We start from the raw sequence: 26,445 nt of genomic DNA, 5'->3' as shown, positions 1-26,445 counted from the left end.
CTTTGTAAATAGGAGAAAATCAAAATGAAATTAGAAGAAATCGTAGAATACTGTTTGTCTTATCCAGCCTCCTATGAGGATCATCCTTTTGGAGACGGTTGGACAGCCATACGCCACAAAGGAAACGAGAAGATCTTTGCATTAATATTTGAAAAAGATGCTCATCTTTGCGTAAACTTGAAATGTGATCCTGATCGTTCTGAATTCCTTCGAAACGCATTTGAAGAAGTTAAGCCGGGATATCATATGAGTAAAGAGCATTGGAATACCGTTATCTTAGATGGAGACCTATCGGAGGATGACCTTCACGATATGGTAAAACATAGTTTTGACCTGACGAAATCCAAACGTAAAGTGAAAAAATAAAATAACTTATTTAGATATGTAACTCCATGTAGGAACAATGGAATGTGTATTTCTCCGGGTGGGAAATTAACATGAACAAGTCTGTTGCTGTTTTAAAAGTGGATAAGTGTGTTGTCGAGGGACAAGAACAGGGTCCGATTACCGATTAGGCAGGTACCACGGATTTGTACGTGTATACTCAGATGCTGTGGCATAAAGACAAATGGATTTCACCAATCATCTTTTCGTTCATCAAGGCTGTCCTTGCTGGTTTGAAAGGACCTTTTCGATTTTGGTGATTGGGAACTTTATGTGGGGACGAACTTAGCAAGCGACATGTTTATTGTGAAAAAACACCCTGTAATCCCTTATCCTGGAACAACTCCAGCAGTAAAATGCTCAGCTGAGAAACAAAATGCCGAATTGTCGGCCAACTCAACTGGTACGACGAACAGTTCCGGCTTGCTCGGCAGAAGCGTTTCGGTGCTTCCAGCGAGAAGACGCACCCAGGTCAACTGGAGTTGAATCTGTTTAACGAAGCAGAAGTGACCGCTGAGCCTGAGCCGGAGAACGAACAGATTACTTACGAGTGCCGGAAAACGAGTGGCAAGCGTGAAGCGGATCTCTCGAAGCTCTTTCGAAACCGTGACGCATGCCCTTGACGAAGGCGAGCAAATCTGCGGCTGCTGCAGCGGGCGCTGCATGAAATGACGACAGAGACTCGTCGTGAGATCGCGGTGGTATCGCCGCAGGTCAAGCTGGTATAGCAGCTGAGGCTTATGTATGCTGTACCTGTTTGAGCAGTTGCCACAGCTGACTGACTTGCAAGAGCCGTAAGCATAACAGCGTTCATGCCATGGTCTCCTCAGCTTCCGGACACCTGTCGTATGCACTAATCTGTATTCATCTTACAGTGGCCCCATCCTAAACTAGGCGGGGTTTATTTGATGCTCACACCAGGTTAGCGTCTTTAGGCGCAGTTTGACAACAAGGGGTTATATCCCAAGAGCAAACCACCCGTTGGACGGGTGGTCATGATTGTAGGCATTAAGTTTTACGGTTGCACTATAAAAGGTGGGAGTGGGAGTGCTCCTCATCCGCCTTATTCTAAGGATGTTCAGTCAGACTGGACAAAGGAACGGTTAATTCCTGCTCCGAGTTTCCGATCAGATAGATCCGAGCTGTTTCATCCTCATTGACATGCTGGATAAAGATAGGGGTATCGTTGTAAGTTACATTTTTCATAATGGCCGATTCAGAAATTTCAATCGCTCTTTGTTTGTTCATGAGAATTCTCCTTATTCTGAAAGCTCATTCGATTGATCCATATGACTGTGAGTGGCCTTTTTTATTTCTTGGTCGAGTTTCGATTGTCCCTGAATTTCTGCGGCAGTCTCCATCTGATTGTTCAGCTGCTGCTCGATCTGTCCGATTCCATGCGCTTCTTGTTGCTGTTTGCTCTTAGCCAAAACGATCCCTCCATGTAGTGATCAAATCTTTAAAATCCCTGCATCACTACATTGCACCAAACAGTAAGAGCTTATGCAAAATTTTTCACGTAAATCTGATTTAATAACCATTTTGTTCCCCACTACGGTTCCACTGACATGTCAGGAAGCAAGAGCTGAATGGAGGGTCACATCCGTAAACCATTTCGTATTGGATGACGTAAAGTTGAAACCTTTAGTGGACTTTTTACACACTGTCTATACTTTTGGTGGGATATTCATCTCATACTCTATCAAGATCAGTTCAATTGTCCGTTACGTCTTGCTTAGTTACTCATACATTATAGAGCCGGCAGAATTGGATGAAGACAGTAAGCTCGTTGAGATTAATTTCAACAACTATGGTTTTGACCCCCAGCGTCTGACGAGAGAATGGCTGGAGCGAAGAATGGACATTTATTCGTCATTATAGCAACTGCAATGCTCCCAGAAACGGGGCCTAAAGGCAAAAGAAAATCGCATCCTAATAACAAACAAGCGTCTAGTCTCTCGAATGCGAAGAGATCAGGCGCTTGTTTTGGTTATAACAATCAAACAAATGGATTGCAGGCGACAACTTATTCGAAGTAGTGCTATCTAAATCTCCAATGCATATGCAAGGGCTTGAGATCGAGACATTCCTCTGCCTTTGTTCCACCACTCATGCAACTCCTGATCTGCCAAAGCATGCTGAAGTGCGAGTACAGTCTCTTGGTGCTCTGCAGGGAAATTCGGCGTGCTTTCCCCGTCAAAGCTTTGGCGACCTTTCTCTGCGGCTCCGAGAAGCAGTGCAGCCTCGGAGAAGGCATCTTTTGCACATAGTGCGATGCCCAAACCCTCTATACCACGAGAAAGAACCCAAGATCCTCTGTAGATCTGGCTCGCTGCGATACATTTTTTGAAATATTCAATCGACACAGCAAGTTCTCCGAGTTTCAAGGAAGAGTATCCCAGACACTCGTAGGGACCGGATACTTCCCATTGGTCCTGAACCGATTCAAAGAATTGAACGCTCTCCTTCAGGAGTAATGAAGCTTCGTAATATTGCTTTTGCTCCAAACGGAGCTTCCCGCAGGCATGTAACGATGATGCCAAGTTCCATAAATCACCCGAGGTTCTCGCCATCTCAACGCTCTGCTGCACGAGCGGCTCGGCTTCTTGCATGCGATTCAGTTTGATGTGGAGAAATGCGAGCAGCCGAAGGGAAGAGGCCAAGAGAGAGGCTTCTCTCAGATCGCGGGCGAGATCCGCGCTGCGGGTCGCCGAAGCCATCGCACCTTCCATATTTCCCTGTATGAATTGTATGACGCCTTGTCCATGCAAGGCTTTGGCGCAATCGGCGTCTGGCGAACCAGCATTCACATCGCTGTCCAAAAAGCGATCTAGCCAGAACAGTCCTTCTTTCAGCCTGCCCTCATGAAGCCAAAACCAATACAGATTGGACACCATATGTAGTCCGAACGAACGAGCTTGCGGATTGGCATAAGACCATTGAAGAGCCGCGCGTAGATTGGTATATTCCCGTCTCACTTCTTCAATACACGCCTCGCGCTCGCGGGTCCTGAACTTGGGTTCCGCACGGAGCAGGCATTGACCGTAATACCGTAGATGGCGCTCGTAGAGCGCTTGACGCTTACATTCTTCGGATTCATCCCGCAGTTTCCCACTTGCATATTCCTTAATGGATTCCAACATGAAATAACGGACGAAGCAATAGTCTTCGCCAATCTCGTTGGAAACGAGAGATTTATTGACCAGGCCGGACAACAGATCAAGCATATCCTCTCCAGTGATGCGATCTTCCCGATCAGGCATTCCAGGCTCACAGATGCAGATTTCTTCCGCTGCCTCCAACGTGAACCCTCCCGAAAATACACTGAGCCGCCTGAGCAGCAGTCGTTCCTTGCCGGTCAACAGATTGTAGCTCCAGTCAATCGTGGATTTCAGCGTCTGTTGCCGGGGTGCAGCTGTTCGCTTCCCGGCAGTCAACAATGTCAACAAGTTGGCCAGACGTTCTTCAATCTGTTGCAATGTCAGAATGTTCATCCGGGCAACAGCAAGTTCAATGGCCAACGGGATTCCCTCCACCCTTTTGCAGATGGCGCCAACAAGTCTGAGTTTTGGCAACGTAGGCTGAAATTGGGGCGCCGCAATACGCGCCCGCTCCAAAAACAGTTGCACGGCTTCGAATTCCATAATCTCCTGTTCGGTGAGATCATGCAGTGAAGGCTCATCAGCGGGAAAAGACAATGGGGAAATTCGGTAGACGGATTCTCCAGAGATATTGAGCGGCTCCCGGGTAGTTGCGAGAATGGTCAATCCCGGTGCAGCCGCCAGAAGCAACTCGGCCAGAGCTGCACTGGCATCGATGATATGTTCGCAGTTGTCGAAAATGAACAACATGCTTTGGCTGGAGACAGCATCCAGCACGGCTTGAAGGTCTGTCCGGTTCGCCTGATTATGCAGCCCCAGCGTGGATAAGAGCAACTGACCCAAATCATCCGGTTCAATGATGTCGCCGAATTCGAACATCCAGACCCCTTGCGGATATTTGTCGGAAAGGGCTGAAGCCACCTCAACGGCTAGAGACGTTTTACCGATTCCTCCGGGCCCTACGATCGAAACCAGGGCGTGCACGCTTAACCGTTCCGTCAGTTCTACTCTGGATTGATTCCGCCCAACGAAGAGAGAAGGAAGTTTCGGTAATCGGTTTGCTACCCTAATTGAAGTCAATGGCTTATCATGGGTTGGTTCCGGTTCTATTTCTTTCATGGTAACCAACGTTTCGAACCAGGTAACGTCAAAGTCTGGAAACTCCCGATGGGTAGCTGAACGTGCTTCCGAAAAGCGTTTTACAGCAAGCCATAGTTCCTCCGCCTCCTGACGCGGTTCGCCTTCCAGAAAAAGTCTTTCTTCCCAAAATACCTGAATTATTCGCTTGAGATTACCTACGCTGGGAAGCCGATCTCCGTTTTCCCATTGCTGTACCGTTCGCGGATCAACGCCAACACGCTTGGCCAGATCCACTTGCCGCATCCTTTTGGATAAGCCGTTTCTAGCAGGTCTGGAACGAATTTTTTTGATCCATTCATGAGGCCAATCTTTCGAAAATTTCCCGTCTTCCATATGATCACCTGAATTTCATATTCTGAGCTACTGTGACACGAACAAACACGAACTTATATACATTCGTGTTCTGGATTCTAGCAGATAAAATAAAGCATATCAACAAAAACAAAACAAGGAGGTAACTCACATGCCATTAACACGCATCGTCACATTGAAAGGCCGCTCAAGTGAAGAGAAATCCCAAATCGGTGAAGTTGTTTTGCAAACGATCGTAGATAAACTGCACGTACCTGCAAACGATCGTTTTCTGATCATTGAAGAACTGGATCGCGAAAATTTCAGTTTTGATCCGAATTGCCTGGATATCGAAAGAAGTGACGGTTTCCTCATTGTTCAAATTACATTGAACGCCGGTCGTTCTGACGAAGTGAAGAAAGAGTTCTACGCGGCACTTGCCGAGCAGCTGAATCAGAAGAGTGGCATCCGAAAAGAAGATGTATTCATCAATCTGATTGAGGTTACCAAAGAAAACTGGTCATATGGCAACGGTCTTGCCCCATTCATCGCATGAATACACAACTTACAAAAATTCGTATAAACGAGAGGAAGATATAATCATGTCAACACTTCTATACATTACAGCTCACCCAGGTAACCCTGAAGCATCGTATAGCCTTTCCGTCGGAGAACAATTTGTACAAGCTTACCAAGAAAGCAACCCTGGAGACAAGGTTGTGCATGTAGATCTGTATGAACGTGACATTCCCCAGATTGATGCTGACGTATTTAGCGCTTGGGGAACACTGCAAACCGGTGGTGCGTTTGATCAATTGACAGCTGTGCAACAACAAAAGATTACTCAATTGAATAACTTGCTTAAAGAATTCGTAGCAGCAGATAAATATGTGTTCGTCACTCCAATGTGGAACTTCTCTTATCCTCCTGTAGTGAAAGCGTACATCGATTCCTTCTGTGTTAGAGCAAAAACGTTCAAATACACCGAAAATGGTCCTGTCGGATTGCTTGAAAATAAAAAAGCATTCCATATCCAGGCTACTGGCGGTGTTTACTCAGAAGGTCCTGTAGCAGATCGGGAGAACGCCAGTCGTCACTTGAAAACGGTCCTGAATTTCGTAGGTATTACAGACTTCGACAACCTGTTTGTGGAAGGAATCTCCACAGCAGGAGAACGTGCTCCACAGATCAAAGCAGATGCTATTGAAAAAGCCCGTAACGTAGCTCAAAACTTCTAATCCCCAATTAAATCCAGGTAGCATAAGCTGCACAATATTTGCCCATCAAAAGCTTGCTGGATTGCCAGCTTTTGATGGGCATGTTTATGAAATCTCGAATCTGTTGCACACCCGTTAAGCGGAACAATCTGGTCTTTTATTGCACTGAGATTTATTCAGGGACTTGCAGGAAGCTTCGGTTTCATTTCCAGATCGATGGCGAGGGATCTATTCTGAGGGTTTGAATTGCAGAATTACATTGGCAACCATCAGCGGCGTCATACTATTCGTAGTGTTATTGAGTGGTGGTGGACAATCTGCTATACCAATGGTGACCGTCATCGCATGTTATTCAATATCGCCGCAGTTGTCTGTTACATTACGTTAATCCGTAGAAACATGGCAAAATCGACAAATTAAGAGGAGGAACTATTAGTGAAAGTATCTTATCATGGACATTCTGTTGTGAAAATTGAGACAAACGGCAAGACCATTCTGATTGATCCGTTTATTACAGGCAACTCAAACACGGACCTGGATGCAGCTACTGTGCAAGCGGATGTAATCCTGTTAACCCACGGACATGGGGATCATGTGGGGGATACAGTTGACATTGCGAAGCGCAACGATGCACTGGTGATTGCATCTCCAGAACTTGCTGACATGTTAGGGTGGGAGCATGTTCGAACTCATCCGATGAGCATTGGCGGATCGTACACATTTGACTTTGGAAAAGTGAAAATAACTCAAGCCTTCCATAGTTCAAGTTATGTTAATCCGGAGACCAAAACGATTATATATACAGGTATGCCTACCGGAATTCTATTCACAGCTGAAGACAAAACTGTATACCATGCAGGGGATACAGGATTATTTTACGATATGAAAGTGATTGGAGAACGTAACGATATTGATCTGGCTTTTCTGCCAATTGGAGATAACCATACGATGGGACCTGAAGACGCTGCGCTTGCGACTGATTGGCTTCAAGCAAAACAAGCTATACCCATTCACTTCAATACGTTCCGGTTTATTAAGCAAGATCCACAGTCCTTTGTCTCACTTCTCCCGATCGGGGTAGGCAAAGTGCTTGAACCTGGCGAGGGAATAGAACTCTAAGTCTATGGTCTGTAACCCAATGAAGAACATATGAAAAGCCGCTTTCTAGTGGCTTTTTCGTGTGTCGTTTCAAATATATACATAGGATCGTGAATAATGATTCTGAAACCGCTAACAACGTTATATTCCCAGCTCTAATTAGGCATACTACGTGCTTAAAATCCATTTTGTGACATTGACAGAAAGATGCCAAAGGCATTGCCAGTTTCCGGAGGAATGAGGCAACGTGTCATGATTGCGATGGCGTTGTCATCGAGACCAGAACTGTTGCTGGCTGGTGAACCAACAACAGCACTGGACGTAACAGTGCAAGCACAGATTTTGCGACTGATTCAGAAGTTAAAAAAACTTGTCTGCGATGAGCCAACCTACGGTTGGTTGCAAAATGATCGCATCCAACATTTTTATCGGAGCGATGAAGGTTGATCTGGATGAATATCTGTTCGAAGTGGAGTTTGACAAAAACATACTGCCAGACAAGTCTTAAGTTCAAGGTTTCAAGTAGCTTTGGAGCCACCCAAACATAATCGCTTCATCGCGATCATGTTTTTTTTGAATTTGCTGACCTGCCGTGCAATCCGAAGTGCCATCACATCATCACAATTGAATTGCGTGTCAAAACGTTGTATTTGTGCTTAATCTGATCACATTTGTCTAATAATCATGTTGTCTAACAAGATTCTAATTTATATAATGTTTATTGATATCGTTTTAGTGACCAGGAGTCATGAATTCAGCAGAGGAAGTGATTTCAATACAATTTAATCGTGTATCAAGTAATAAATTGTACATTCAGATCTACGACCAGATTCTCTCGGAAATACAATCAGGTACGTTCCAGATTGGGGACAAGCTGCCCACAGAACGGGAGTTGTGCGCGCAATTTGGCGTGAGTCGTGCTCCGATCAGACAAGCACTGAGTGCATTGGAGATGAAAGGGTACATCTACTCCAGACAGGGTGAGGGTGTCTACGTCAAAAGCACCATGCCTCAGGAAGAAGCCCTTACAGATGAGTCTTTTCTCAACTCTGTATCCCCGGAGGATATTGTTGAAGCGAGAATGAACATCGAACCGCTAATTGCCTGTATGGCAGCTCAACGGGCTACGGCCGACGAGATTCAGCTGCTTCGGGAAACCATCAATCAGATGGAAGCAGAGACAGCCGATGGACATTATGTTCCCGAGACCGATGAGCGGTTACACATGGAGATTGCCAGAGCTTCACACAATGATCTGTTTATTCAGTTCATGACCGTAATTACCCAAGCGATGAAGCAACAGGAGATGTGGAGATTTATCCGGGATCGTACGGTTACCCGTCCGGATTACCGGGATACGAACTTCAGCGAACATAAGGAAATTATTGACGCGATTGAGCAGAAGCAGGAAGATAAGGCTGCGAGGCTGATGACACAACACATGCAGAATCTATTTAACCGCTATTGGAAAGATTAACGATAATCCCTATGCATTTCTTCAGCATAGGGATTATTTGCCAATTTGGAAATACAAGATTCAAAAGAATAAGTTGTTGACAATTAAAAAACAAGTTGTTATATTCAGAACAGTTAAACTTAGGATACAAGTTTACAAGATTACAAATAAGCAGGAGGTGCATACGTTTACAGGTACTTGGAAACGCTCTATTTAGAAAATGATGCCCGAATAAGACGGCATTAATTTTTAAAATGGAATTGTAAGCGTTTAATATGGTGATGGCTTTGCATCATTTATTGGGAGGATTTTCATATGGATCTACATCAACTCGAGAAGTCCACTGTTCGTAAAGTAACTATGCGATTGATTCCCTTCTTGTTCTTATGCTTTGCAATTTCAATTCTGGATCGGGTGAATATAGGCTTTGCCGCTTTAAGAATGAATGAGGATCTCGGATTTTCCGAGGCTGTGTACGGCTTTGGAGCAGGGATTTTCTTTTTAGGCTATTTTTTGCTTGAGGTACCCGGCAGTGCAATGATGACCAAGATTGGTGCCAGACGGTGGATCAGTCGGATCATGGTTTCATGGGGTATCATTGCAATTGTGATGGCGTTCATTCAAACTCCGATCCAATTTTATATTGTTCGATTTTTACTCGGTGTAGCCGAAGCCAGTTTTTATCCATGTATGGTACATTATTTGAGCGGTTTCTATCAATCCAAGCATCACGCGAAAGCCATTGCAGGATTCATGATTGCCATTCCGGCAGCAAATGCGATTGGATCCCCATTATCAACATTCCTGCTACAGATTGATTGGTTGGGACTCGCCGGTTGGCAGTGGTTGTTTATTTTGGAAGCGATACCAGCAATTATTCTCGGTGTTGTATGTTTCTTCTATTTGACGGATCGTATTGAAGATGCAACATGGTTGACAGGTGCAGAGAAGACCTGGTTACTGGATGTTACACGTAAAGAGGCGCTGGAAAAGCAGAAAGTCAAAAAGCCCACGTTTCTCGAAGTATTGCGTGACAAGGACGTTCTTATTCTAGCTCTGGGTTACTTCTTCTGGATGTTTGGATATTACGGCATCAACATGTTTTTGCCGACGATTTCGAGAGGATTGACCGAGTCAACGGGATGGTCCCTACAGAGTATAGGATGGTTGCTAGGATTGATGTATCTCTGTGCGATGGTTGTCATGTATCTGGTCGGTAAAAGTTCAGACAGACAGAATGAGCGCAAATTCCACGTTGCTGGATGCTTGATCGTTAGTGCAACTGCGATGATTGCCAGTGTGTACGTTGCAGAAACTAGTCTGATCGGTGCGTTTGTACTCCTGACGATTAGTCTGTGTGGAGCATTTGGAGCCTACTCACCTTTCTGGGCAATACCACCATCCTTCCTAACTGGTGCAGCTGCAGGTGGCGCAATTGCACTAATCAACAGTATCGGTAATCTGGGTGGATTCTTTGGACCCTATTTTGTTGGGTTCATCAACGATTTGACCGGCAGTCACAATCTCGGACTGACGGTGTTGGGAATAAGCATGATTATAAGCGCTACTATTATCGTGTTCCTTGTGAAGCAATCAGGTAAAAGTCACAAAGTGAATCTAGGACGTCCCTTAGATCCAGCAAATTCAAGCAAGTTGGGCTGATCATAACAATTAAACGGGTATACAGCATCATTTAACTGCTCGTTTTTTACCTAAACTTAGGATACAAGTGAACAACATGATAACTTAACAGGTCAAAATTTTAAAACGAGGTGAGCAAAATGACGAAACTCAGCGTCGAAGAGCTTAAACAGAAAGCAATAAAACTTAGACAATCCGCCCTAACGATGATCTATGAAGCGCAGTCAGGGCATCCTGGTGGCTCGCTATCCGCAGCAGATGTTGTAACCGCTCTATATTTTAACGAAATGAACATTGATCCTGCCAACCCTAAATGGGAAGACCGTGACCGGTTTGTTTTATCCAAAGGACATGTATGTCCAATTCAATATGCCGCTTTGCTTCATCGTGGCTACGTTCCTTTCGAGACGATTCACACGCTTCGACAATACGGCTCTCCATTCCAGGGACATCCAGACATGAAAAAGTGCCCGGGCATCGACATCTCGACAGGTTCTCTGGGTCAAGGACTATCTTGCGCAGTAGGTATGGCAATAGCAGGCAAAAGGGATGAAAAATCATACCGCGTATTCGCCATGCTGGGGGATGGGGAGTGTCAGGAAGGCCAAATATGGGAAGCTGCTCAGACGGCCAATAAATATCAGTTGGATAACTTGGTTGTGTTCGTGGATGACAACAACTTGCAGATTGACGGAACTTGCGACGAAATTATGCCTAATCTGGATCTGGAAGTGAAATTCAAAGCTTTTGGATTCGATACCCGAAGAATTGACGGCCATGACATGCAGCAGATTGTAGATACACTGGATGAGATTCGAGGTCTGGAGCATGGCAAGCCCATCTGTATCGTATGTAATACGGTCAAAGGCAGAGGTGTTTCATTTATGGAGGATGTATGTGGCTGGCATGGTGCTGCTCCGAAGGAAGCAGAGTATCTGCAGGCTTTGGAAGAAATTGCGGGAGGTCTACAACAATGAGCACACAAAAAACGAACGTAACCGAGAAAAGAATAGCGACGCGTGACGGTTTTGGACATGAGATTGTGGAACTTGGCAAGAAGAACAAGAACATATATGTGGTGGATATTGATATCGGCAAGTCATGCAAAACTACCGAGTTTGCCAATCAGTTCCCGAATCAACATATTAATGTTGGTATTGCGGAGCAAAACGCGGCTGGCCTTGCAGCTGGTTTGGCAACGACAGGTAAAATTCCGTTTATCAGCACATATGCAGTATTCGGATCACTGCGCATGGCAGAACAGATTCGACAGGAAGTCTGCTATCCGTTCCTAAACGTCAAAATTGCATGTTCACATGGTGGATTGACTCCAGCCAACGACGGAGGAAGTCATCAGGCCATCGAAGATATGGGTGTACTCCGCTCCATTCCAAACATGACGGTTATTATGGGTGCAGATTACGCATCCACTCGCAAACTTGTTGCAAAAGCGGCAGAATATTATGGACCTGTATATCTTCGTTTTACACGTGATACGATTCCGGTCATCTATGATGAAGACGAAGAATTTGAGATTGGAAAGGCCAAGACACTGAAGGAAGGCAAGGATATTGCCATCATTGCCAACGGTGATACCGTTCATCTGGCCTTGAAAGCTTCTGAATTATTAGAGAATGAAGGCGTTTCCGTCACTTTACTCGATATGCATACAATTAAACCACTGGATCGTCAGGCTGTCGTTGACTGTTTGAGTACCGGACGCATCATCACAGTAGAAGATCATAACATCCTGAATGGCCTGGGAAGTGCAGTTAGTGAGGTGGTTGCTGAGGAAGGTGGCGCCATTGTTCGCAGAATCGGGGTACAGGACCAATTCGGCGAATCCGCACCATACGAAAAGCTGCTTGAATTGAATGGTATTACGGTAGAGAACATCGTTCAGACTGCGCAAACCATGTTAAAGGACATCCGTTAAGACATTCATTACACCAGCGATGCAGCCAAGGTTATGAACATACTACTATTTCTACAATTAATTATTCTACAATTATAAAAATCATAAGGAGTGTCTATACATGTTTGAACTAACTAATAGAGTAGCGATCGTCACAGGAAGCGGGTCCAAACGCGGAATCGGGCGTACGATTGCAATGACTTTAGCCAAACAAGGTGCCAAACTGGTTATCGCCGATATTAATCAGGAGGGAATTCAGGAGACCGTTGATGCCATTCGTGCCGAAGGTGGAGAAGCGATCGGGGTAAAGTTGAACGTAACTAGCCAAGAATCGAATCGTGAAATGGTTACAAACGTACTGAATGAATATGGAAGAATTGATATTCTGGTGAATAATGCGGGGATATCCCAAAAGGCTACTGTTGAGGAAATGACACTTGAGGACGTTACTCGTGTCTTCAACGTAAATATGTTCGGATTGTTCTTGTGCTCGCAGGCTGTGCTGGAGACGATGAAAAAGCAAAACTATGGACGAATTATTAGTCTTTCTTCCGTATCTGCCAAACGGGGAGGCGGTGTCTTTGGTGGAGCCCACTATTCTGCTTCCAAGGCTGCTGTGCTTGGTTTCTCGAAAAACCTTGCCCGCGAGGTAGCGGCAAATGGAATTACCGTAAACTGTATTGCGCCTGGACTTGTGAATACAGATATTTGGAAATCCCTTGATGATGAAACAGCGAGTGGTGTAATCGCAAGTATCCCGATGGGACGCCCGGGTGAAACGGAAGAGATTGCTTCAGCTATCGCATTCCTTGCATCAAGCGAGGCATCTTATATTACCGGAGAGGAAATCGATATTAACGGTGGCTCTCACATGGATTAAGGCAATATTTGTCCGGCTTGAAGGTTCATCTAAAGAAATATTATTAAAACTTATTATTGAACTTGCTAAGATAAATGACCCTTCTGTTATATTGGCGGAAGGGTCATTCGCTTATTGTTAAAAACTTTAATTCTGAAGAGAGAGCAGGACTTATACGTTCAGAGACGGCCGCAAAATCGCGAAATGGAAGCCGCGGGACATATCCTTGATGCATTACATTCTTCATTCAATTATTTGTTGAAAGTGACCTTTTCCGAACCGCCTTCAAAAATGATAGAACCAATATCCGGATGACTGAATTGAACTTGTTAGAGGATCATTTTCTTCTGCAGATTCATACGCAGCAATGTAGAGAAGTATGGTGTAGATCCGAATCGTGTTGCCGTATGGGGAGATTCGTAAACCGGGTAAGTGAATATGCTGCTCAATCTTCCATATGGCATCGTGAAATGGAGATTGCACCGCTACATCGCCAAGTGTTTTAAGGTCTAAATGAAGCAACGGTAAGAAAGTATATTCGTGAGCAAGAAGCACATGATCAGGCGGTAGATAAGCTGAGTTTAAAAGAATACAAAGATCCTTTCAGCAGTAATGGAAGCAAAAAGAAGTAAAACCAGTTTAACTGGTAAGTGAAGTGAAAAATAACACTGAGCCTGAACAGCCCTGCTGTCAGTCTAGTGTCTTTAGGCGCAGGGGGTTATACCCCAAGAGCAAACCACTCGTTGGACGGGTGGTCCTGATTTTATCGGTACAAATTCTTGTCCCGAGCAAAAGACAAGAATTTGTACCGATTGTATATGTTTTATTCCAGTGTACGTTCAATTACCTCAGTGACACTGAAAGCTTGACAAGGTTAGAAGATTTATATATAACTTAATTAGTTATAACCATTATGGTTATATTTAAAAAAATGAAAACTGGAGGTTAACATGAAAATCATAAATCATTTTATACCTGTTTTTACCGAGCAACTGGAATTAACTGTTGCATATTATGAATCTCTTGCTAACCGATCTAGGGATCGCACGTGGAATATTCCCGAGGCTGGCTTATCTTTAGCCACAGTATATCCTTACGTCATTGTATCTGGAAGTCCAGAGGCCTTGGAGCCTGCTAGATCACTTCGTGCAGTGGTGTATGTTGATTCCATGAACGAATTGAAGGTAGAATTAAAAAAACAAAATACCCTTATCGTAAGAGATCAGCATGGTCCTATTGGTCCAAGCGTTTTTGTTCAACATCCTGATGGTAGTTTTATTGAATATGTTGAGCCTGCACAAGCTTCTGTTTGACTTGGCGCAAAATGAAAAAATGTAAAATAAAGCTACTCCATTAGAGGAGTAGCTTTATTTTACATTTGCCTTTATCCGGAGTTGCTCTACAATCTGAGCTAGGGTAACAGAAGCTAGTTCATGCTCCATAGCCTTTTGTGCATTAGAGAGTTGGGGTAATAGAATGGATTCAATGTTCATTCCTACAGAACAATTGGGGTCCGTATCCTTGTGAATTTTGAAAAGCTGTTTTCCATCCACAGATTCGACGGCTTGGAAGATATTCAATAGGGTTAATCTTTCAGGAGAGATCAGAAGAGAGGCCCCTGCAACTCCTGGTTTTGTTTCAATATAACCTGCTTTTTTGAGCTGGGCCATAATCCTTCTAATTACTACAGGGTTACTATTGATGCTACGGGCAATTCGATCGCCTGTACTATATAGGGGGTCCAGCGAGATCATGGAAAGAATATGGACTGCCATTGAAAAGCGACTACTTATTTGTTTCAATCTACTCACCTTCTTTGCTAAATAGTATAGTTTCATTTAAAGAACAGGTCAATCGACGGCTTCATCAGCAGGTAAACAGGTGGGTCAAAGATCACCTCCAATTAGAATCTATCCATGACGCAGTTGGCTATAGCCGCTTTATGTGTTACAAAAAAGAAGACACAGGATTTGTAAAAATGCAAAATCCCAATATTGATTATGGAGGCGGATTAGAAAGAGTTGCAACAGCCCCTTAATGGTGACAAGGATATTTATAATACGGCTTTCTTCCTTAATCCCAAGAAAAAATTGATGGAGTTAAGTGGCAAACAATATACCGACGATTTAAAGTCGTTTAGAATCATATTTGCGTGTGAGAACGGCTACTTTTCTAATTAATGATGGTGCGGAGCCAGCTAATAGTGATGCAGGGTAATTAACAAGAAGGTTATTAAGAAGGGCGATTCGTGCAGGTAAAAAAAAGGTATATGTCTAGGGACAAGAACATAGTCCTATTGCCGATTAGAAGAAGAGCTTAGTGGAATTACGGTTCGGAGTTCCCTATTCAATGAATGGGAATCCTCAACAAGCGTGGGCTTTTAAATGCTCTTCTCAAGAAGAGAATTTATGTAAAACTCAGCAGAGTGCAAATATAAACGGCGTGTTATATAATATTATAACGATCAGAAATCCAAACGAGGTGCTGAATGTAGTGAATAAAAAAGAGCGAAGAGAAGAGCTGCTTATTGAAAACGCACTCATGTCTTCCATGTTTAATAAAATCTGGTTGACTGACTGGAATTCAAAGAATCATCTGAATCTTTCTATGACGGAGGTAAGCATACTGGAGATGTTATCTTCAGAGGGGCAAAAGCGTGCAAAAGAATTATCTGAACCGCTACATATTACTTCTGGAGGAATAACGGGTATATGTAACAGATTGATTAAAAAAGGCTTTATTGTAAGGGCCCGCGATGAGTCGTTTGATCGCCGCTCTGTTGTCCTTGAAATTACGGATACAGGCAGAAAAGCTGTTCAAGAAGCTTTTGATATGAGATTGGAGGTAATATCTACTCATTTTAGCTCGCTGACAGATGAGGAAATTAAAGAATGGAACCGGATATACAAAAAATTACTTAAACAAGTTATCTCCAAGTAGCAAATTCATATGTTAAAAGGGCGAAGCAGGAACACTGTTTCGCCTTTTTTTTATGCCTGCAGTCCTGCTTAGCAATTCAAAATGTGAAAAATATCACTTTATGTATAATATCAAGTGACAAAATTATGAATTGTAAAAATTAAAGTTTAGGAGTATTATTTATCTTGCGAGTAAGATAATTATTAAAAAGATTCTTTTTGATAATTTAAAATGAACAAAATATAAACAAAGGATGTGCAGACAGAATGAAAGCAGTCACGTACAAGCAAGGTCAGTTTGTGGTCAAGGAATTACCGGAACTCCATCCGAACAAAGACCAATTATTAGTAGAACCCCTCGCCATAGGTATATGTGGAAGTGATCTTTCAGCCGTTGAACACACGGAGGATTTTCTTGAGAGTGTAACCAAAGCAGGGAGTGTGGGACAAGCATTTGATCCTACAAAAGACCTTGTTCTGGGTCATGAGTTTACGGCCAAAGTGATTGAGGTTGGTGAAAATGTGACGGAGTATGCTCCTGGCGATCTGCTCATTATTCTTCCATGGGTCATTGGCGATAATGGCGTGCCCTACACCGTTGGATATTCCAATGACTATCCCGGCGGGTTATCCGAACGTGTACTGGTCGGAAATGGTGGACATTACAAAATACCTGATGGGGTAAACCCATATCATGCTGCCGTAACCGAGCCGCTTGCAACCGGTTACAACAGTGTGCTTCGAGCTGAGATCGATGCTACAGGTGGAGCAATCGTTACAGGGGCTGGTACAGTGGGTTTAGGAGCCGTTATTGCTTTAGCTACGCGAGGAATTCATCCGATTGTGGTGTCAGATCCCTCCGAGACCCGGCGTAATATTGCTCTGAAGTATGGTGCTCATGCAGTAGTCAATCCAATGGAACAAAATCCGGTGGATGTATACAACGAATTGGCTGATGCATCACAAAGACTATATGTATTCGAGGCCTCCGGAGTTAGAAATCTGATCAATAGCATGATCGATTCTGTGCCACATTACACAAAATTTCTAATTGTTGGTGCATCGATGGCGGACAACACGATTAAACCAACTTCTCTTATTAATAAAAATATTACATTGGATTTTATTACAGGCCCAGGCTATGGAGAAACCTCATATACGGCTCTAGGTGAGACATTTAAAGACATGAAAGACGGGAAGTTTGATCCTTCACAGATTGTAACGTCATACACAGGATTTGAGGGTGTTAGTAAGGCTTTTGCTGCACTTCGTCCAGGTGGAGACAAGAAAATTGATCAAGTAAAAATCTTAATTCTGCCTCACCTTCAAGGGGACAAATTCTATACATCAGAAGAACTGAAATTCTAAATTTATATTTTTTCTTGATTAACGATTGATACTACAGTCAAAGAGGTGAACACAGTGTTGTCAGATTCTAAGAGTCAGACAGCATGAAATTATGGAAAGTCAGCCTAGATACTCTAAATACCGTTGGGTTATACTCCTGTTGTCTGCCTTAACATCTTTGGTACCTACGATTATCTTTGTAGGTCCAACGGTTTTTATTCCAATGATGATGGAAGACTTGAATATTACAACAGCGGAAGCTGGAATTATCGTTACGATTGTTTTGTTGGGAGCGGGACTAACTGGAACCTTAGGTGGACCGCTCATGAGCAAATTCGGAATTAAACATACCCGAACCATCGCCCTTGTATTTTATACGATTGGAGGACTGGTACCGCTCTTTACGTCTAGCTTCACCGTACTCTTGCTTAGTCGTATATTGATCGGTGTCGGGATGGGAATTGCCGCCGGAACATCTGTAGGCGTAACCATGGACTGGTACCCTCCCAAAGAACGACCTCTGATTAATTCACTGAATTCTATTCTTTCTTTAGCCGGATCTTTCTTGGCTCTTGTGCTAGCAATACCTGTCTATAATCTAGTGGGTGGAAGCTGGAAGATGACGTTAGAGTTGTTCGGCATTGCCATGCTGATCACGACAATTCTGTGGATCGTTTTTGCCAAAAACAATGTACAGGCAGTTTCAGCCGACACAGTGGGCAGCGATGCCGATCCTTCAATTACCCGCCCGGTGGCTAAAGAGAGTGTACTGAGGCAGGTAATGAGAAGAAAAGAAGTCATTTTGCTCATCGTTGCTTATTTATCATTTATGTTGGCGAGTCAAAGCCTTCAAACCTTTCTGCCAACCTATTATCAAACGGATCTACAGATGTCTGCAGCCAAATCAGGTACGATTACCAGTCTCATCTCTCTAGCTTCAGTTGTGGCAGGTGTCCTTGTGGGTATACTTATGGCTGCTTCAGGTAGACGGAAAATCTTTATGTGGCCACTATTAGTTTTGCTTCTTATAGGTTGCGTTGGTTCCGTCACATTACCAGATGGCTGGATGCTCTACGGTTCCGTCATTTTAATTGGTCTTGCCTTAAATGGCTGGCTTCCTGCTATGTTTACGAGTGTAATGGAACTCGAAGGCATGACCCCAGAGAAAGCAGGTGCGGCACAAGGTGTTATTTTGAGCGTAGGTATGTTTGGTGGAGCTGTTTCGACGCTTGTCATCGGAATCATTGCTGAGCACACGGGACTTCGTAACGCGTTGCTGTATTTCAGTTTTCTCGCAATATTTGCTATTGTAGCAACCTTAATTTTCCCGGAGACAGGGCCAAAAGCTAAACGAAATAGAACCATTTAATAAGCTTAAAAATGAATGAACTGACAGTTTCCCCTTGATAGAAAAAGAGGTGCTGTCAGTTTTTTGCTGTTTAAGTATAAATTTCGCTAAGTATCTTACCGATAATATACTTATAAATAATATTTTTTTTAATATTACAATTGGAACTATTACAAAAGGAGATTGACTATGATTAGAGCATTAAAGAAGGTTTATGAGAAAGTAAAGATTAAAAAATTAGGAACAAAGTTAATTGTCATTGTGTCTTTACTTATCGTGATTCCGCTCAGCCTACTTGGCAAGATGTCTTATGAGGAAGCTAAGATGCAGATTGCAATTAAGCTTGGAGAAACAGCGAACGGTACCGTAGAAACATTAAGCACCAGCTTATCCAGTTCTTTTTATGCTCAGCAATTAAATGTTCGGCAATTATCTCTGCTAGTCAGTGATCTGAATGAAAATGCTGGGTCTACTGAAATTAACAAGATGATAAATGATTTTCTCCGCCTACATCCCGAATTAAAATCCGTTTTAATCGTTGATGAGGAAGGTATACCTATGGAAGCCGCAGGAGCTAGCCTGAATCAAGAGAACATGAGTGAAACCCAATGGTTTGAAGAAGCGACATCCCAACCGGATCAAGTTATTATTTCTTCTCCTGAACCAGCGGGGGAGCAACAGAATTTAATTTTACATATGTCAAAATCGCTCGAGAACAAGAAGGGAGTAATTACCCTTATATCCTCCGTAAATCAGCTCGAATCGCTGTTCAGTTCCACTCAATTGGGACAAAGCGGGTTTATTTACGTGCTTGATCAGAACGGAACGGTGATGTATCACCCTTATGTCCCTCAAGGGACGTTACTTCAGGATGATGACAGCAATGCGATTTTGAAAGGAGACAAGGGTGAACTGACGATTGTCAACAGTGATACTGGTGAGATGGGCCAAGGGTACTATTACACGAATGAAATAACAGGATGGAAAGTTGTGGCGGTTATTCCATTTCAAGAGTTTGCAGACGCAGCTGCTCCAATTATGAAGAAGACCGTATGGATTCTATCCATTAGTGTACTGACAGCATTGATTTTACTTGTTATGTTTACTCGCAGTATTACCAAACCCATTAGTCAACTTGTTAAGCTATCTCAAAGGATCAGTGAAGGCTATTTGAATGAGCGTGTTCAGATCAAACAAGATGATGAGATCGGTCGATTAGGCGATAATTATAATCACATGGTGAATTCGCTGCATGATATCATTCGTAATGTCTCCAGCTCCTCCGTAATTTTAGCAGCATCAAGCAATAAGTTGAGTAGAAGTTCGGATGAGACTACGGCAACGGTAGAACATGTGGCTGGCTTACTTGAAACCTCAGCTGAAGGCGCACGAGCACAGTCACGATTAACGCAGGAAACCGCGAATACGATGGAAGAGATGGCTATCGGTATTAGCAAAATTGCGGAGTCCTCTACCAATATCGCTGAACTCTCCAGTGGTACTGAACAAGAGGTCAAAAACGGAAGTAGAATAGTTGAAACCGTAGGAAGACAAATGGATCTAATTCGAGCGTCGGTTGAAGAATCGGCAACGTATATTGAAGAACTAAAGCACCTGAACTTCAAAATAACAGATATGAGTAAAGCCATTTCAGATGTATCGGAGAAAACGAATCTCTTAGCTTTGAACGCATCGATTGAGGCTGCACGAGCAGGGGAACAAGGCAAAGGTTTTGCAGTTGTTGCTCAGGAAGTAAAAGCATTGGCTGAACAATCGAGAGCATCCTCCGCACAAATACAGGAAACCATCACATTTGTCAATCGACTCGTGGATAGTGTACATGAAGCGATGACAGAACGAGTCATGGTTGAAACGGTTCGCGGAGTAGAATTATCAGCTGAGGCACTACGTGCATTACAAACAATTGAAGTATCCACTCAACATGTTGTTCAGCAGATGTATGATGTTTCAGCCGTAACGGAGGAATTGTCAGCCAGTACGGAAGAGGTCGCGGCCTCTGTTACCGATATATCCAATGTTTCTTCAAATTCATCTGCAGCTTTTGAAGAAATTAGCGGTGCAGGACAGGAGCAATTGGCATCGATGGAGGAAATTACAGCTTCCGCTCAGAATGTCGCTAAGATTGCTACAGACTTAGAGGAGAAAGTGAAAAAGTTCATACTGTGAAAAACGAATAATTTTTAGTGACATAAAGTTTCCTACCAAGCTGGAATTTGACACAAAGTTCCCTACCACCCTGGAGAGAAGAATTTATAAGGTTAAATCTTTTTTATTGTGTTTTTCAATCGTATACGAAAACAAAAGTTACAAATAACTCTCTCCAGCCTTGGAATTCAACGTAAGGGAATAAAAGTATGCGGAAATCCCTAAACAATGTGCTTAATCAATTATTTTTCTGAAAAAATCTCGTAGCTATGCTATTCGTATCTCGTTGAAGTTACAATTAACTAGGAGGGGAGGTAAGTTGAGCGTTTCCAAATCGATGATACGAGCCGATGGAACCGTGCATAACAAAGCCCGCGTCTACAATGAATAATCGCGTAAATCATGAATATCTCTTATCGGGGGACGTCCAAATAAGCGGGCGTATTCTCGATTAAATTGTGAAGGACTTTCATACCCAATACGGAATCCTGCGTTAGCTGCATCCAGGTTTTCTGTAAGCAGCAGTCGTCGTGCAGTTTGCAAGCGAATCATCTTTTGATATTGAATCGGACTCATAGCTGTTACTTTCTTAAAATGTCTATGAAAGGTCCGCGGACTCATTTTGACCGTCTTAGCCAACTCTTCAATGATTAAAGGCTCGGAATAATTATGGTTGATCCATTGTATCGCTTCTGAGATGCAAAGTGCATAGCTACCGTTCACGGCAAATTGCTTCAACAGTTCTCCCTTCTCACCTTGAAGGACCCTGTAAAATATTTCTTTTATTATCAAGGGAGCCAGAACCTCAATATCACCGGGGGTCTCCAGTAGTTCTACAAGTCGTAAAACCGCTTTGAATAAGTCCGAGGTAGACCAATTTAATAGGATCCCTCGTTCAGTAGTGAACTTCTTCGAAGGACTGGATGTTTTCATTACATTAAGAAGAATATCTGGATGGAAGGTCAGTTGTAAACTTAGGTACGGATGGCTTGGTGATGCTTGGGTAATTTGTCCGATTACAGGCAGATGAACCGAAGAGACCAAATAATTCCCTGGAACAACATCATATCTTTCCTCTGCTAATTCAACCGTTTTTGAACCTTGGGCAACGATGTAAAGGGAAGGATGGCTGTTGCTGTACACTGGCGCTGACTGCTGAGATTGACGTCTGAAATAAAGCTCAGGAATTGCCATGCTGTGTACGCCATCCATCGGTGTATGACGATCAATGTACCGGACTAACTCAGAAATGAGCTCTTTCAAGTTTATGCACCAACCTCTTTTATTCAAATCAGTTAGACCCGTTATACTTATCTGGCGGGATTAGGCAAGGAAAGGGCATGAATTATCTATCGGTTGAACCCCCACTTTTCTTAAAATGAAATGTGTAAGAAAAACATATTATAGTAGAAAGAAGTGGTGAGTTTGGCCGGAATAAAAGATAAAGTAATTGTAATTACAGGCGCAAGTGGTGGGATCGGTGAAGCAACTGCAATGCTGCTTGCCGAGAGAGGAGCCCGAGTCGTACTTGGTGCGCGGCGATTGGATCAGCTTGAAGCTATAGTTAACCGTATTGAGAAGTCTGGAGGTAAGGCAGCTTGTCTGGTTACTGACGTGAAGCGGTCCGAAGACATTTCAAACCTTGTCCAATTGGCACGTGAGAAATTTGGTAAGCTTGATGCTCTTATCAACAATGCGGGTTTTATGCCAATGTCTCCTTTTGACGATCTGCGGGTCGAGGAATGGGAAGACATGATCGACATCAACATTAAAGGAGTTCTATATGGGATAGCAGCGGCACTACCCACCTTTCGGAATCAGGGCTCAGGACATTTTATTAACATTGCTTCTACGGCAGCGTATCGCATTCTGCCTAATATGTCGGTTTATGCAGGCACAAAGCTTGCCGTTCGTGCAATTTCTGAGGGCCTACGTCAAGAGGCCGGCGATAAGCTTCGCGTAACGATCGTCTCACCGGGATTCACAAGCACACCTGGATCCACACATTCGGATGCCCTGGAAGCCATAAAGGACCCGGAGATGAAGGCCAAACTCGAAGCTTATCAGAACATCGCGTTATCCCCCTACTCTATCGCTAAAGCTATTGCGTTCGCAATTGAACAACCAGATGATGTGGACGTCAGTGAAATAGTGGTCCGCCCCACAGCGCAAGGATAGCATCTAAAATAACAGGAGTCCACAAGTTATCTTGTGAAGTGAAATTGTGACCAGTTCACGCTTGCACGGAAGTAAACCGACAACTGCCTCCGCCTCCGTTTCGGCCAGTAACAGCACAGTTGTTCAAAAGTGTTCAGCGAAGAAGGCAGGAGAAGGGCTAGACGGATTATGAACTGGCTGGAGGACCAGGGCGTTGAATTTTCGGGATCTTCTGTTCTGGGTGTAGGCGAATACTGGGTTGAGGAAATGTGGGTCAGTGAATATTCCTTTGCTATACACTGGTTTATTGCAGTAAATTGTTTTGATAAAGACAGTCTTCGAATTCTCACCTTCCCTTGCTCAAGTGATGGAAGCAGTTCAACTATCTCGCCAGGACTGCCGTTCTCCGTGTAAAGCGACTGTCTTCAAGGACTTCGAAAAAGTGAAACTTGAACGATAACTATTGGATTTTAAAATGATTATCTGTAAACTAACGGGATTCGATAGTCCAATAATACAAAGAAGCAGCTGATTAATATGATCGGCTGCTTTTGTTTGTTGTAGTGATGTAAACAGAACAGTTGGTATGGTAATATTATCGAGCTAAAAATATATAATTCTGTTTGCAATCTCTTTAATATATTTTTTTGCATATAGAGTCTTTTATTTTGTTCCAAAACATCATAGAATGAGTTTAGGCACATTCCAAAAATAGAAGAGGTCTTTTGGAACAAAAAAGTAAGCAGGGGTGTCATAAATTGATAATAGGCTACGGAAGAGTTTCTGCGAAGGACAAAAATCCTGAACTGCAACTGGTTAAATTCCGAGAACTAGGAATAGAGGATCGTTATATTTTTATTGATAAGCAAAGTGGTAAGGATTATGATCGTTCTCGTTATCAAGACATGCGGCAGATCATCCGAGATGGGGACTTAGTGTATCTAGATGCACTTGACCTGCTTGGTCGGGATTATGAAGAAATCATTCAAGAATGGAAATATATTACCCATGAAGTTGGCGCAGATATTGTTTGCCTGGATTATGAAACGTTGTTTGATAGCCGGAATTTTAAGGTCATGGATTGCGGGAAAGCCATTGAGGACCAATTTTTACGCCTTCTTACCTATGTGGGCAAGCAGGAGCGGAAGAAAAACGGGCATCGGCAAGCTGAAGGTATTGATAACGCTCGTGCAGAAGGCGTAACGTTTGGTAGACCTCGAAAGGAAATTGACGATCGTTTTCTAAAGGTATATCAGAATTGGAAAGCTGGTTTCATTACGGCTACGGATGCAATGCGGCAAATCGATATGAAAAGAACAACTTTTTATCGACGGGTGAAGGAGATTGAGCAGAAAAAATTTTTACAGAAGAGTTAATTTAATTAGCAGACGAGTAACCCCATTTTTTATAGATGCTTTAGATTGTTTAATAATAATTCTTCTCTTTGCAGACTCTTATGAAGGAGGGGTATACTTTGGCCCAGTGTGATATTATTGTTCGTAATAACATAAAAATTAAGGGGAAAGGAAATCAGCCCATCATCTTTGCGCATGGGTTTGGTTGTGACCAGAACATGTGGCGTTTTGTTTCTCCTGCATTTGAGGAAAAATTCAAAGTCATATTGTTTGATTTCACTGGTTCGGGCAATTCGGATATTCTTTCATACGATCCTCAAAGATATGGTAGTCTGGACGGTTACGCACAAGATGTTATAGATATCTGCGAAGCACTTGACTTAGAAAGTGCTATTTTTGTCGGTCATTCCGTTGGGGCTACTATTGGAATCCTCGCGGCTACACGCAAGCCAAAGTTTTTTAAAAATTTGATACTAATTGGTGCGTCTCCTTGTTATATAAACGATTTTCCTGATTATATTGGAGGTTTAGAGAAGGAAGATATTACCGAGCTCCTTGAGTTAATGGACCAGAATTTTGCGAAATGGTCTAATGTTTTTGCGCCTGTCATTATGGGGAACAACGATCGTCCTCATCTAACTAAAGAGCTGGAGATTAGTTTCTGTGCTATGAATGCTGATGTTGCACGAATTTATGCAAAAGCAACCTTTTTATCAGATTATCGGTGGTTGTTACCCGAAGTCTCAGTCCCCTCACTTATCTTACAGTGTGCTGAAGATTATATTGCACCTCTCGAAGTAGGGGCTTATTTGTATAAGAATATACCTGGAAGTGAATTGAAACTTATGGATGCAACCGGTCATTGTCCACATGTAAGTCATCCTGAAGAAACGATATTCCTCATTTCAGAGTACTTGGAACACCACGCGCAGGAGGTAGCTTTGTCATGAGCAGTTTAAATGGACAGCAGATCAATGCCACCTGCGGATCTGTTTACATAAATCTGAACCAGGAAATTATCAGTGTGAATGACGGTTTTAGTAGCATACTAGGTTACAATATACAAGGGCTTCAGGGTACCAAACTTGAATCGTGACTCACACGTTCTAGCCGTACCCTGTTCCAGTTATATTTCTTACCCCTTATTAAACTGAACCAAAAGATTGATGAAATGCATCTAACTTTTATATCTGAACATGGTCAGGTTATTCCTTTAGACGTCTGTATAGAAGCCAGTGAAAGTGATGGCCAAACGTTGTATAAATTCACCTTACATCCTTAAAGATAACGTGGATATGAGGAGGTTAGAGATCTACAATTGAAATTTGTAGATCTCTTTTCTATCTCCATAAAGCGAATGTTTGATACTTGAACAAGATGTGATATCAAACAATGTCGAATCTATTTAAGTAAATAATCGGAGGAGACGAGAAGTATCTGGAGAACCTCATGTAGAAGATACAACAAAATTAGGAAAGTTCAGTATTAAAAAAGAACAATCTTCTGCTGGAGTTAGAAGGACTTAAGGTGTAATTAAAATATTTCCAGAACGCTTAACAATAGCTGATGTTTTGGATTGCCATTTGTAACAACGTTATGAGTTGCCGGAAATCCAGGAAGATTGATAAATCCGGCAATCGAAGAGGCGTTGACATAGCTTTGCATTTCCGTTGGTTATACCGGAGCGCAGTGTTCAGAGAAAAAGGGATTTATAACAATAAATTAGAAGCAGTGAGGAAGATGCCTGTCGAGGGACAAGAACTTATAACGATTACCAGAATGGAAGCGAACATAGTTCGAGTTCTGATTAGATGAGTATCTAAATATAAGCGATGTAATTAAAATCTCAATAAATCATCATTATGCAAGAAAGTTTTCATATTTCGATTAGATAAAGATCTGAGTAAAAGTGGTTGTGTCTCTTTTGAGTGCACGCTGAATGCTGTTTTATGGTCAAAGAGATCGCTTTCATGTATAGAAGTAATTCAATTGAAATTGTGATCTCATATGCATTAAATAAAACAAACTCGTCAAAGCACTTTAGCAAAGAAA

At 42.8% G+C, this 26,445-nt stretch carries 26 protein-coding genes and 3 pseudogenes; 23 read left to right on the top strand and 6 right to left on the bottom strand.

The window, feature by feature from the left end; all coding sequences use genetic code 11:
• Window positions 1-24 precede the first annotated feature (24 nt).
• Both MHB49_RS18225 and MHB49_RS18220 read left to right on the top strand, forming a co-directional pair.
• Complete coding sequence (locus tag MHB49_RS18225) at window positions 25-366, top strand: MmcQ/YjbR family DNA-binding protein (protein WP_405152449.1); 342 nt, start codon at window positions 25-27, stop codon at window positions 364-366.
• Window positions 367-767: 401 nt separating this feature from the next.
• The gene (locus tag MHB49_RS18220) at window positions 768-1,007 is read left to right on the top strand and encodes a transposase (RefSeq protein WP_405157169.1); all 240 of its coding nucleotides are present in this window, start codon (window positions 768-770) and stop codon (window positions 1,005-1,007) included.
• 445 nt (window positions 1,008-1,452) lie between these two features.
• Here the strand turns inward: MHB49_RS18220 and MHB49_RS18215 are convergent, their stop codons facing one another.
• Complete coding sequence (locus tag MHB49_RS18215; RefSeq protein WP_192267800.1) at window positions 1,453-1,632, bottom strand: H-type small acid-soluble spore protein; 180 nt, start codon at window positions 1,630-1,632, stop codon at window positions 1,453-1,455.
• Between the two features lie 11 nt (window positions 1,633-1,643).
• Window positions 1,644-1,814 (bottom strand): hypothetical protein, encoded by a 171-nt coding sequence (locus MHB49_RS18210; RefSeq protein WP_192267798.1) that lies wholly within the window; start codon window positions 1,812-1,814, stop codon window positions 1,644-1,646.
• 205 nt (window positions 1,815-2,019) lie between these two features.
• On the opposite strand from MHB49_RS18210, the gene MHB49_RS18205 reads away from it, so the two are divergent.
• Entirely contained in the window at window positions 2,020-2,265 is a 246-nt protein-coding gene (locus MHB49_RS18205) for a hypothetical protein (RefSeq protein ID WP_405152448.1), read from the top strand.
• Between the two features lie 164 nt (window positions 2,266-2,429).
• Here the strand turns inward: MHB49_RS18205 and MHB49_RS18200 are convergent, their stop codons facing one another.
• On the bottom strand, window positions 2,430-4,958 hold the full coding sequence (locus MHB49_RS18200) for a tetratricopeptide repeat protein (protein ID WP_405152447.1): 2,529 nt from the start codon (window positions 4,956-4,958) through the stop codon (window positions 2,430-2,432).
• Window positions 4,959-5,088: 130 nt separating this feature from the next.
• Here MHB49_RS18200 and MHB49_RS18195 point away from each other — a divergent pair, with 130 nt between their 5' ends.
• The 9 genes and pseudogenes from MHB49_RS18195 (at window position 5,089) to MHB49_RS18155 (ending at window position 13,123) form a co-directional block, all read left to right on the top strand.
• Complete coding sequence (locus MHB49_RS18195; RefSeq protein WP_379380249.1) at window positions 5,089-5,472, top strand: tautomerase family protein; 384 nt, start codon at window positions 5,089-5,091, stop codon at window positions 5,470-5,472.
• A gap of 46 nt (window positions 5,473-5,518) precedes the next feature.
• Complete coding sequence (locus tag MHB49_RS18190) at window positions 5,519-6,154, top strand: FMN-dependent NADH-azoreductase (protein WP_405152446.1); 636 nt, start codon at window positions 5,519-5,521, stop codon at window positions 6,152-6,154.
• A 414-nt stretch (window positions 6,155-6,568) separates the two neighbouring features.
• The gene (locus MHB49_RS18185) at window positions 6,569-7,252 is read left to right on the top strand and encodes a metal-dependent hydrolase (RefSeq protein WP_405152445.1); all 684 of its coding nucleotides are present in this window, start codon (window positions 6,569-6,571) and stop codon (window positions 7,250-7,252) included.
• A 207-nt stretch (window positions 7,253-7,459) separates the two neighbouring features.
• Window positions 7,460-7,552, top strand: a pseudogene (locus MHB49_RS18180) (ATP-binding cassette domain-containing protein); the annotation flags it as partial.
• Window positions 7,553-7,979: 427 nt separating this feature from the next.
• Window positions 7,980-8,708, top strand: coding sequence for a FadR/GntR family transcriptional regulator (locus MHB49_RS18175; RefSeq protein WP_405152444.1), 729 nt, complete (start codon window positions 7,980-7,982; stop codon window positions 8,706-8,708).
• A gap of 294 nt (window positions 8,709-9,002) precedes the next feature.
• Window positions 9,003-10,349 carry an MFS transporter gene (locus MHB49_RS18170; RefSeq protein ID WP_405152443.1) on the top strand — a complete coding sequence of 449 codons (1,347 nt, stop codon included), beginning with the start codon at window positions 9,003-9,005 and terminating at the stop codon, window positions 10,347-10,349.
• A gap of 119 nt (window positions 10,350-10,468) precedes the next feature.
• Window positions 10,469-11,305, top strand: a complete 837-nt coding sequence (locus MHB49_RS18165; RefSeq protein WP_405152442.1) for a transketolase — start codon at window positions 10,469-10,471, stop codon at window positions 11,303-11,305.
• Window positions 11,302-12,264, top strand: a complete 963-nt coding sequence (locus tag MHB49_RS18160) for a transketolase family protein (RefSeq protein ID WP_405152441.1) — start codon at window positions 11,302-11,304, stop codon at window positions 12,262-12,264. The genes MHB49_RS18165 and MHB49_RS18160 overlap by 4 nt, the downstream gene beginning before the upstream one ends.
• A gap of 100 nt (window positions 12,265-12,364) precedes the next feature.
• Window positions 12,365-13,123: an SDR family NAD(P)-dependent oxidoreductase gene (locus tag MHB49_RS18155; protein ID WP_405152440.1), complete on the top strand. Its 759-nt coding sequence runs from the start codon at window positions 12,365-12,367 to the stop codon at window positions 13,121-13,123.
• Between the two features lie 264 nt (window positions 13,124-13,387).
• Here the strand turns inward: MHB49_RS18155 and MHB49_RS18150 are convergent, their stop codons facing one another.
• On the bottom strand, window positions 13,388-13,624 hold the full coding sequence (locus MHB49_RS18150; RefSeq protein WP_405152439.1) for a hypothetical protein: 237 nt from the start codon (window positions 13,622-13,624) through the stop codon (window positions 13,388-13,390).
• Between MHB49_RS18150 and MHB49_RS18145 the strand changes: the two are divergent.
• Together MHB49_RS18145 and MHB49_RS18140 are read left to right on the top strand one after the other, a co-directional pair.
• Window positions 13,609-13,734, top strand: a pseudogene (locus MHB49_RS18145) (IS200/IS605 family transposase); the annotation flags it as partial. The gene MHB49_RS18150 and the pseudogene MHB49_RS18145 overlap by 16 nt on opposite strands.
• Before the next feature lie 318 nt (window positions 13,735-14,052).
• Window positions 14,053-14,415: a VOC family protein gene (locus MHB49_RS18140; RefSeq protein WP_405152438.1), complete on the top strand. Its 363-nt coding sequence runs from the start codon at window positions 14,053-14,055 to the stop codon at window positions 14,413-14,415.
• Between the two features lie 54 nt (window positions 14,416-14,469).
• Here MHB49_RS18140 and MHB49_RS18135 read toward each other — a convergent pair whose 3' ends face one another.
• Entirely contained in the window at window positions 14,470-14,913 is a 444-nt protein-coding gene (locus MHB49_RS18135) for an Rrf2 family transcriptional regulator (protein ID WP_405157168.1), read from the bottom strand.
• A 538-nt stretch (window positions 14,914-15,451) separates the two neighbouring features.
• On the opposite strand from MHB49_RS18135, the gene MHB49_RS18130 reads away from it, so the two are divergent.
• The 4 genes from MHB49_RS18130 (at window position 15,452) to MHB49_RS18115 (ending at window position 20,902) form a co-directional block, all read left to right on the top strand.
• Window positions 15,452-16,042: a MarR family winged helix-turn-helix transcriptional regulator gene (locus MHB49_RS18130; RefSeq protein WP_405152437.1), complete on the top strand. Its 591-nt coding sequence runs from the start codon at window positions 15,452-15,454 to the stop codon at window positions 16,040-16,042.
• Window positions 16,043-16,287: 245 nt separating this feature from the next.
• A complete protein-coding gene (locus MHB49_RS18125; protein WP_405152436.1) occupies window positions 16,288-17,388 on the top strand; it encodes a zinc-binding dehydrogenase in 1,101 nt (366 codons plus the stop codon).
• 139 nt (window positions 17,389-17,527) lie between these two features.
• A complete protein-coding gene (locus MHB49_RS18120; RefSeq protein WP_405152435.1) occupies window positions 17,528-18,736 on the top strand; it encodes a nitrate/nitrite transporter in 1,209 nt (402 codons plus the stop codon).
• 168 nt (window positions 18,737-18,904) lie between these two features.
• Window positions 18,905-20,902: a methyl-accepting chemotaxis protein gene (locus MHB49_RS18115; protein WP_405152434.1), complete on the top strand. Its 1,998-nt coding sequence runs from the start codon at window positions 18,905-18,907 to the stop codon at window positions 20,900-20,902.
• 357 nt (window positions 20,903-21,259) lie between these two features.
• On the opposite strand, the gene MHB49_RS18110 is transcribed toward MHB49_RS18115, so the two are convergent.
• Window positions 21,260-22,144, bottom strand: a complete 885-nt coding sequence (locus tag MHB49_RS18110; protein ID WP_405152433.1) for an AraC family transcriptional regulator N-terminal domain-containing protein — start codon at window positions 22,142-22,144, stop codon at window positions 21,260-21,262.
• A 162-nt stretch (window positions 22,145-22,306) separates the two neighbouring features.
• Between MHB49_RS18110 and MHB49_RS18105 the strand changes: the two genes are divergently transcribed.
• The 5 genes and pseudogenes from MHB49_RS18105 (at window position 22,307) to MHB49_RS18085 (ending at window position 25,489) form a co-directional block, all read left to right on the top strand.
• The gene (locus MHB49_RS18105) at window positions 22,307-23,059 is read left to right on the top strand and encodes an SDR family oxidoreductase (RefSeq protein WP_405157167.1); all 753 of its coding nucleotides are present in this window, start codon (window positions 22,307-22,309) and stop codon (window positions 23,057-23,059) included.
• A gap of 126 nt (window positions 23,060-23,185) precedes the next feature.
• Window positions 23,186-23,287: pseudogene (locus MHB49_RS18100) on the top strand (SAM-dependent methyltransferase); the annotation flags it as partial.
• Window positions 23,288-23,763: 476 nt separating this feature from the next.
• Window positions 23,764-24,414 carry a recombinase family protein gene (locus tag MHB49_RS18095; RefSeq protein WP_405152432.1) on the top strand — a complete coding sequence of 217 codons (651 nt, stop codon included), beginning with the start codon at window positions 23,764-23,766 and terminating at the stop codon, window positions 24,412-24,414.
• 98 nt (window positions 24,415-24,512) lie between these two features.
• Entirely contained in the window at window positions 24,513-25,343 is an 831-nt protein-coding gene (locus tag MHB49_RS18090; protein ID WP_405152431.1) for an alpha/beta fold hydrolase, read from the top strand.
• Window positions 25,340-25,489: a hypothetical protein gene (locus MHB49_RS18085; RefSeq protein WP_405152430.1), complete on the top strand. Its 150-nt coding sequence runs from the start codon at window positions 25,340-25,342 to the stop codon at window positions 25,487-25,489. Before MHB49_RS18090 ends, MHB49_RS18085 begins: the two co-directional genes overlap by 4 nt.
• Window positions 25,490-26,445: the final 956 nt, after the last annotated feature.

The organism is Paenibacillus sp. FSL K6-0108, assembly GCF_045040695.1.
Taxonomy (GTDB): Bacteria; Bacillota; Bacilli; order Paenibacillales; family Paenibacillaceae; genus Paenibacillus; species Paenibacillus pabuli_B.
The sequence above is the reverse complement of the archived record's forward strand: the minus strand, read 5'-3'. Positions and strand labels throughout refer to the sequence as shown.

Excerpts from the sequence above, each read along its gene's own strand:
- MHB49_RS18225 (WP_405152449.1), top strand. The coding sequence starts at position 25 with ATGAAATTAGAAGAAATCGTAGAATACTGTTTGTCTTATCCAGCCTCC.
- MHB49_RS18215 (WP_192267800.1), bottom strand. The coding sequence starts at position 1,632 with ATGAACAAACAAAGAGCGATTGAAATTTCTGAATCGGCCATTATGAAA.
- MHB49_RS18200 (WP_405152447.1), bottom strand. The coding sequence starts at position 4,958 with ATGGAAGACGGGAAATTTTCGAAAGATTGGCCTCATGAATGGATCAAA.
- MHB49_RS18195 (WP_379380249.1), top strand. The coding sequence starts at position 5,089 with ATGCCATTAACACGCATCGTCACATTGAAAGGCCGCTCAAGTGAAGAG.
- MHB49_RS18190 (WP_405152446.1), top strand. The coding sequence starts at position 5,519 with ATGTCAACACTTCTATACATTACAGCTCACCCAGGTAACCCTGAAGCA.
- MHB49_RS18175 (WP_405152444.1), top strand. The coding sequence starts at position 7,980 with ATGAATTCAGCAGAGGAAGTGATTTCAATACAATTTAATCGTGTATCA.
- MHB49_RS18170 (WP_405152443.1), top strand. The coding sequence starts at position 9,003 with ATGGATCTACATCAACTCGAGAAGTCCACTGTTCGTAAAGTAACTATG.
- MHB49_RS18165 (WP_405152442.1), top strand. The coding sequence starts at position 10,469 with ATGACGAAACTCAGCGTCGAAGAGCTTAAACAGAAAGCAATAAAACTT.
- MHB49_RS18160 (WP_405152441.1), top strand. The coding sequence starts at position 11,302 with ATGAGCACACAAAAAACGAACGTAACCGAGAAAAGAATAGCGACGCGT.
- MHB49_RS18155 (WP_405152440.1), top strand. The coding sequence starts at position 12,365 with ATGTTTGAACTAACTAATAGAGTAGCGATCGTCACAGGAAGCGGGTCC.
- MHB49_RS18140 (WP_405152438.1), top strand. The coding sequence starts at position 14,053 with ATGAAAATCATAAATCATTTTATACCTGTTTTTACCGAGCAACTGGAA.
- MHB49_RS18130 (WP_405152437.1), top strand. The coding sequence starts at position 15,452 with ATGAATGGGAATCCTCAACAAGCGTGGGCTTTTAAATGCTCTTCTCAA.
- MHB49_RS18125 (WP_405152436.1), top strand. The coding sequence starts at position 16,288 with ATGAAAGCAGTCACGTACAAGCAAGGTCAGTTTGTGGTCAAGGAATTA.
- MHB49_RS18115 (WP_405152434.1), top strand. The coding sequence starts at position 18,905 with ATGATTAGAGCATTAAAGAAGGTTTATGAGAAAGTAAAGATTAAAAAA.
- MHB49_RS18085 (WP_405152430.1), top strand. The coding sequence starts at position 25,340 with ATGAGCAGTTTAAATGGACAGCAGATCAATGCCACCTGCGGATCTGTT.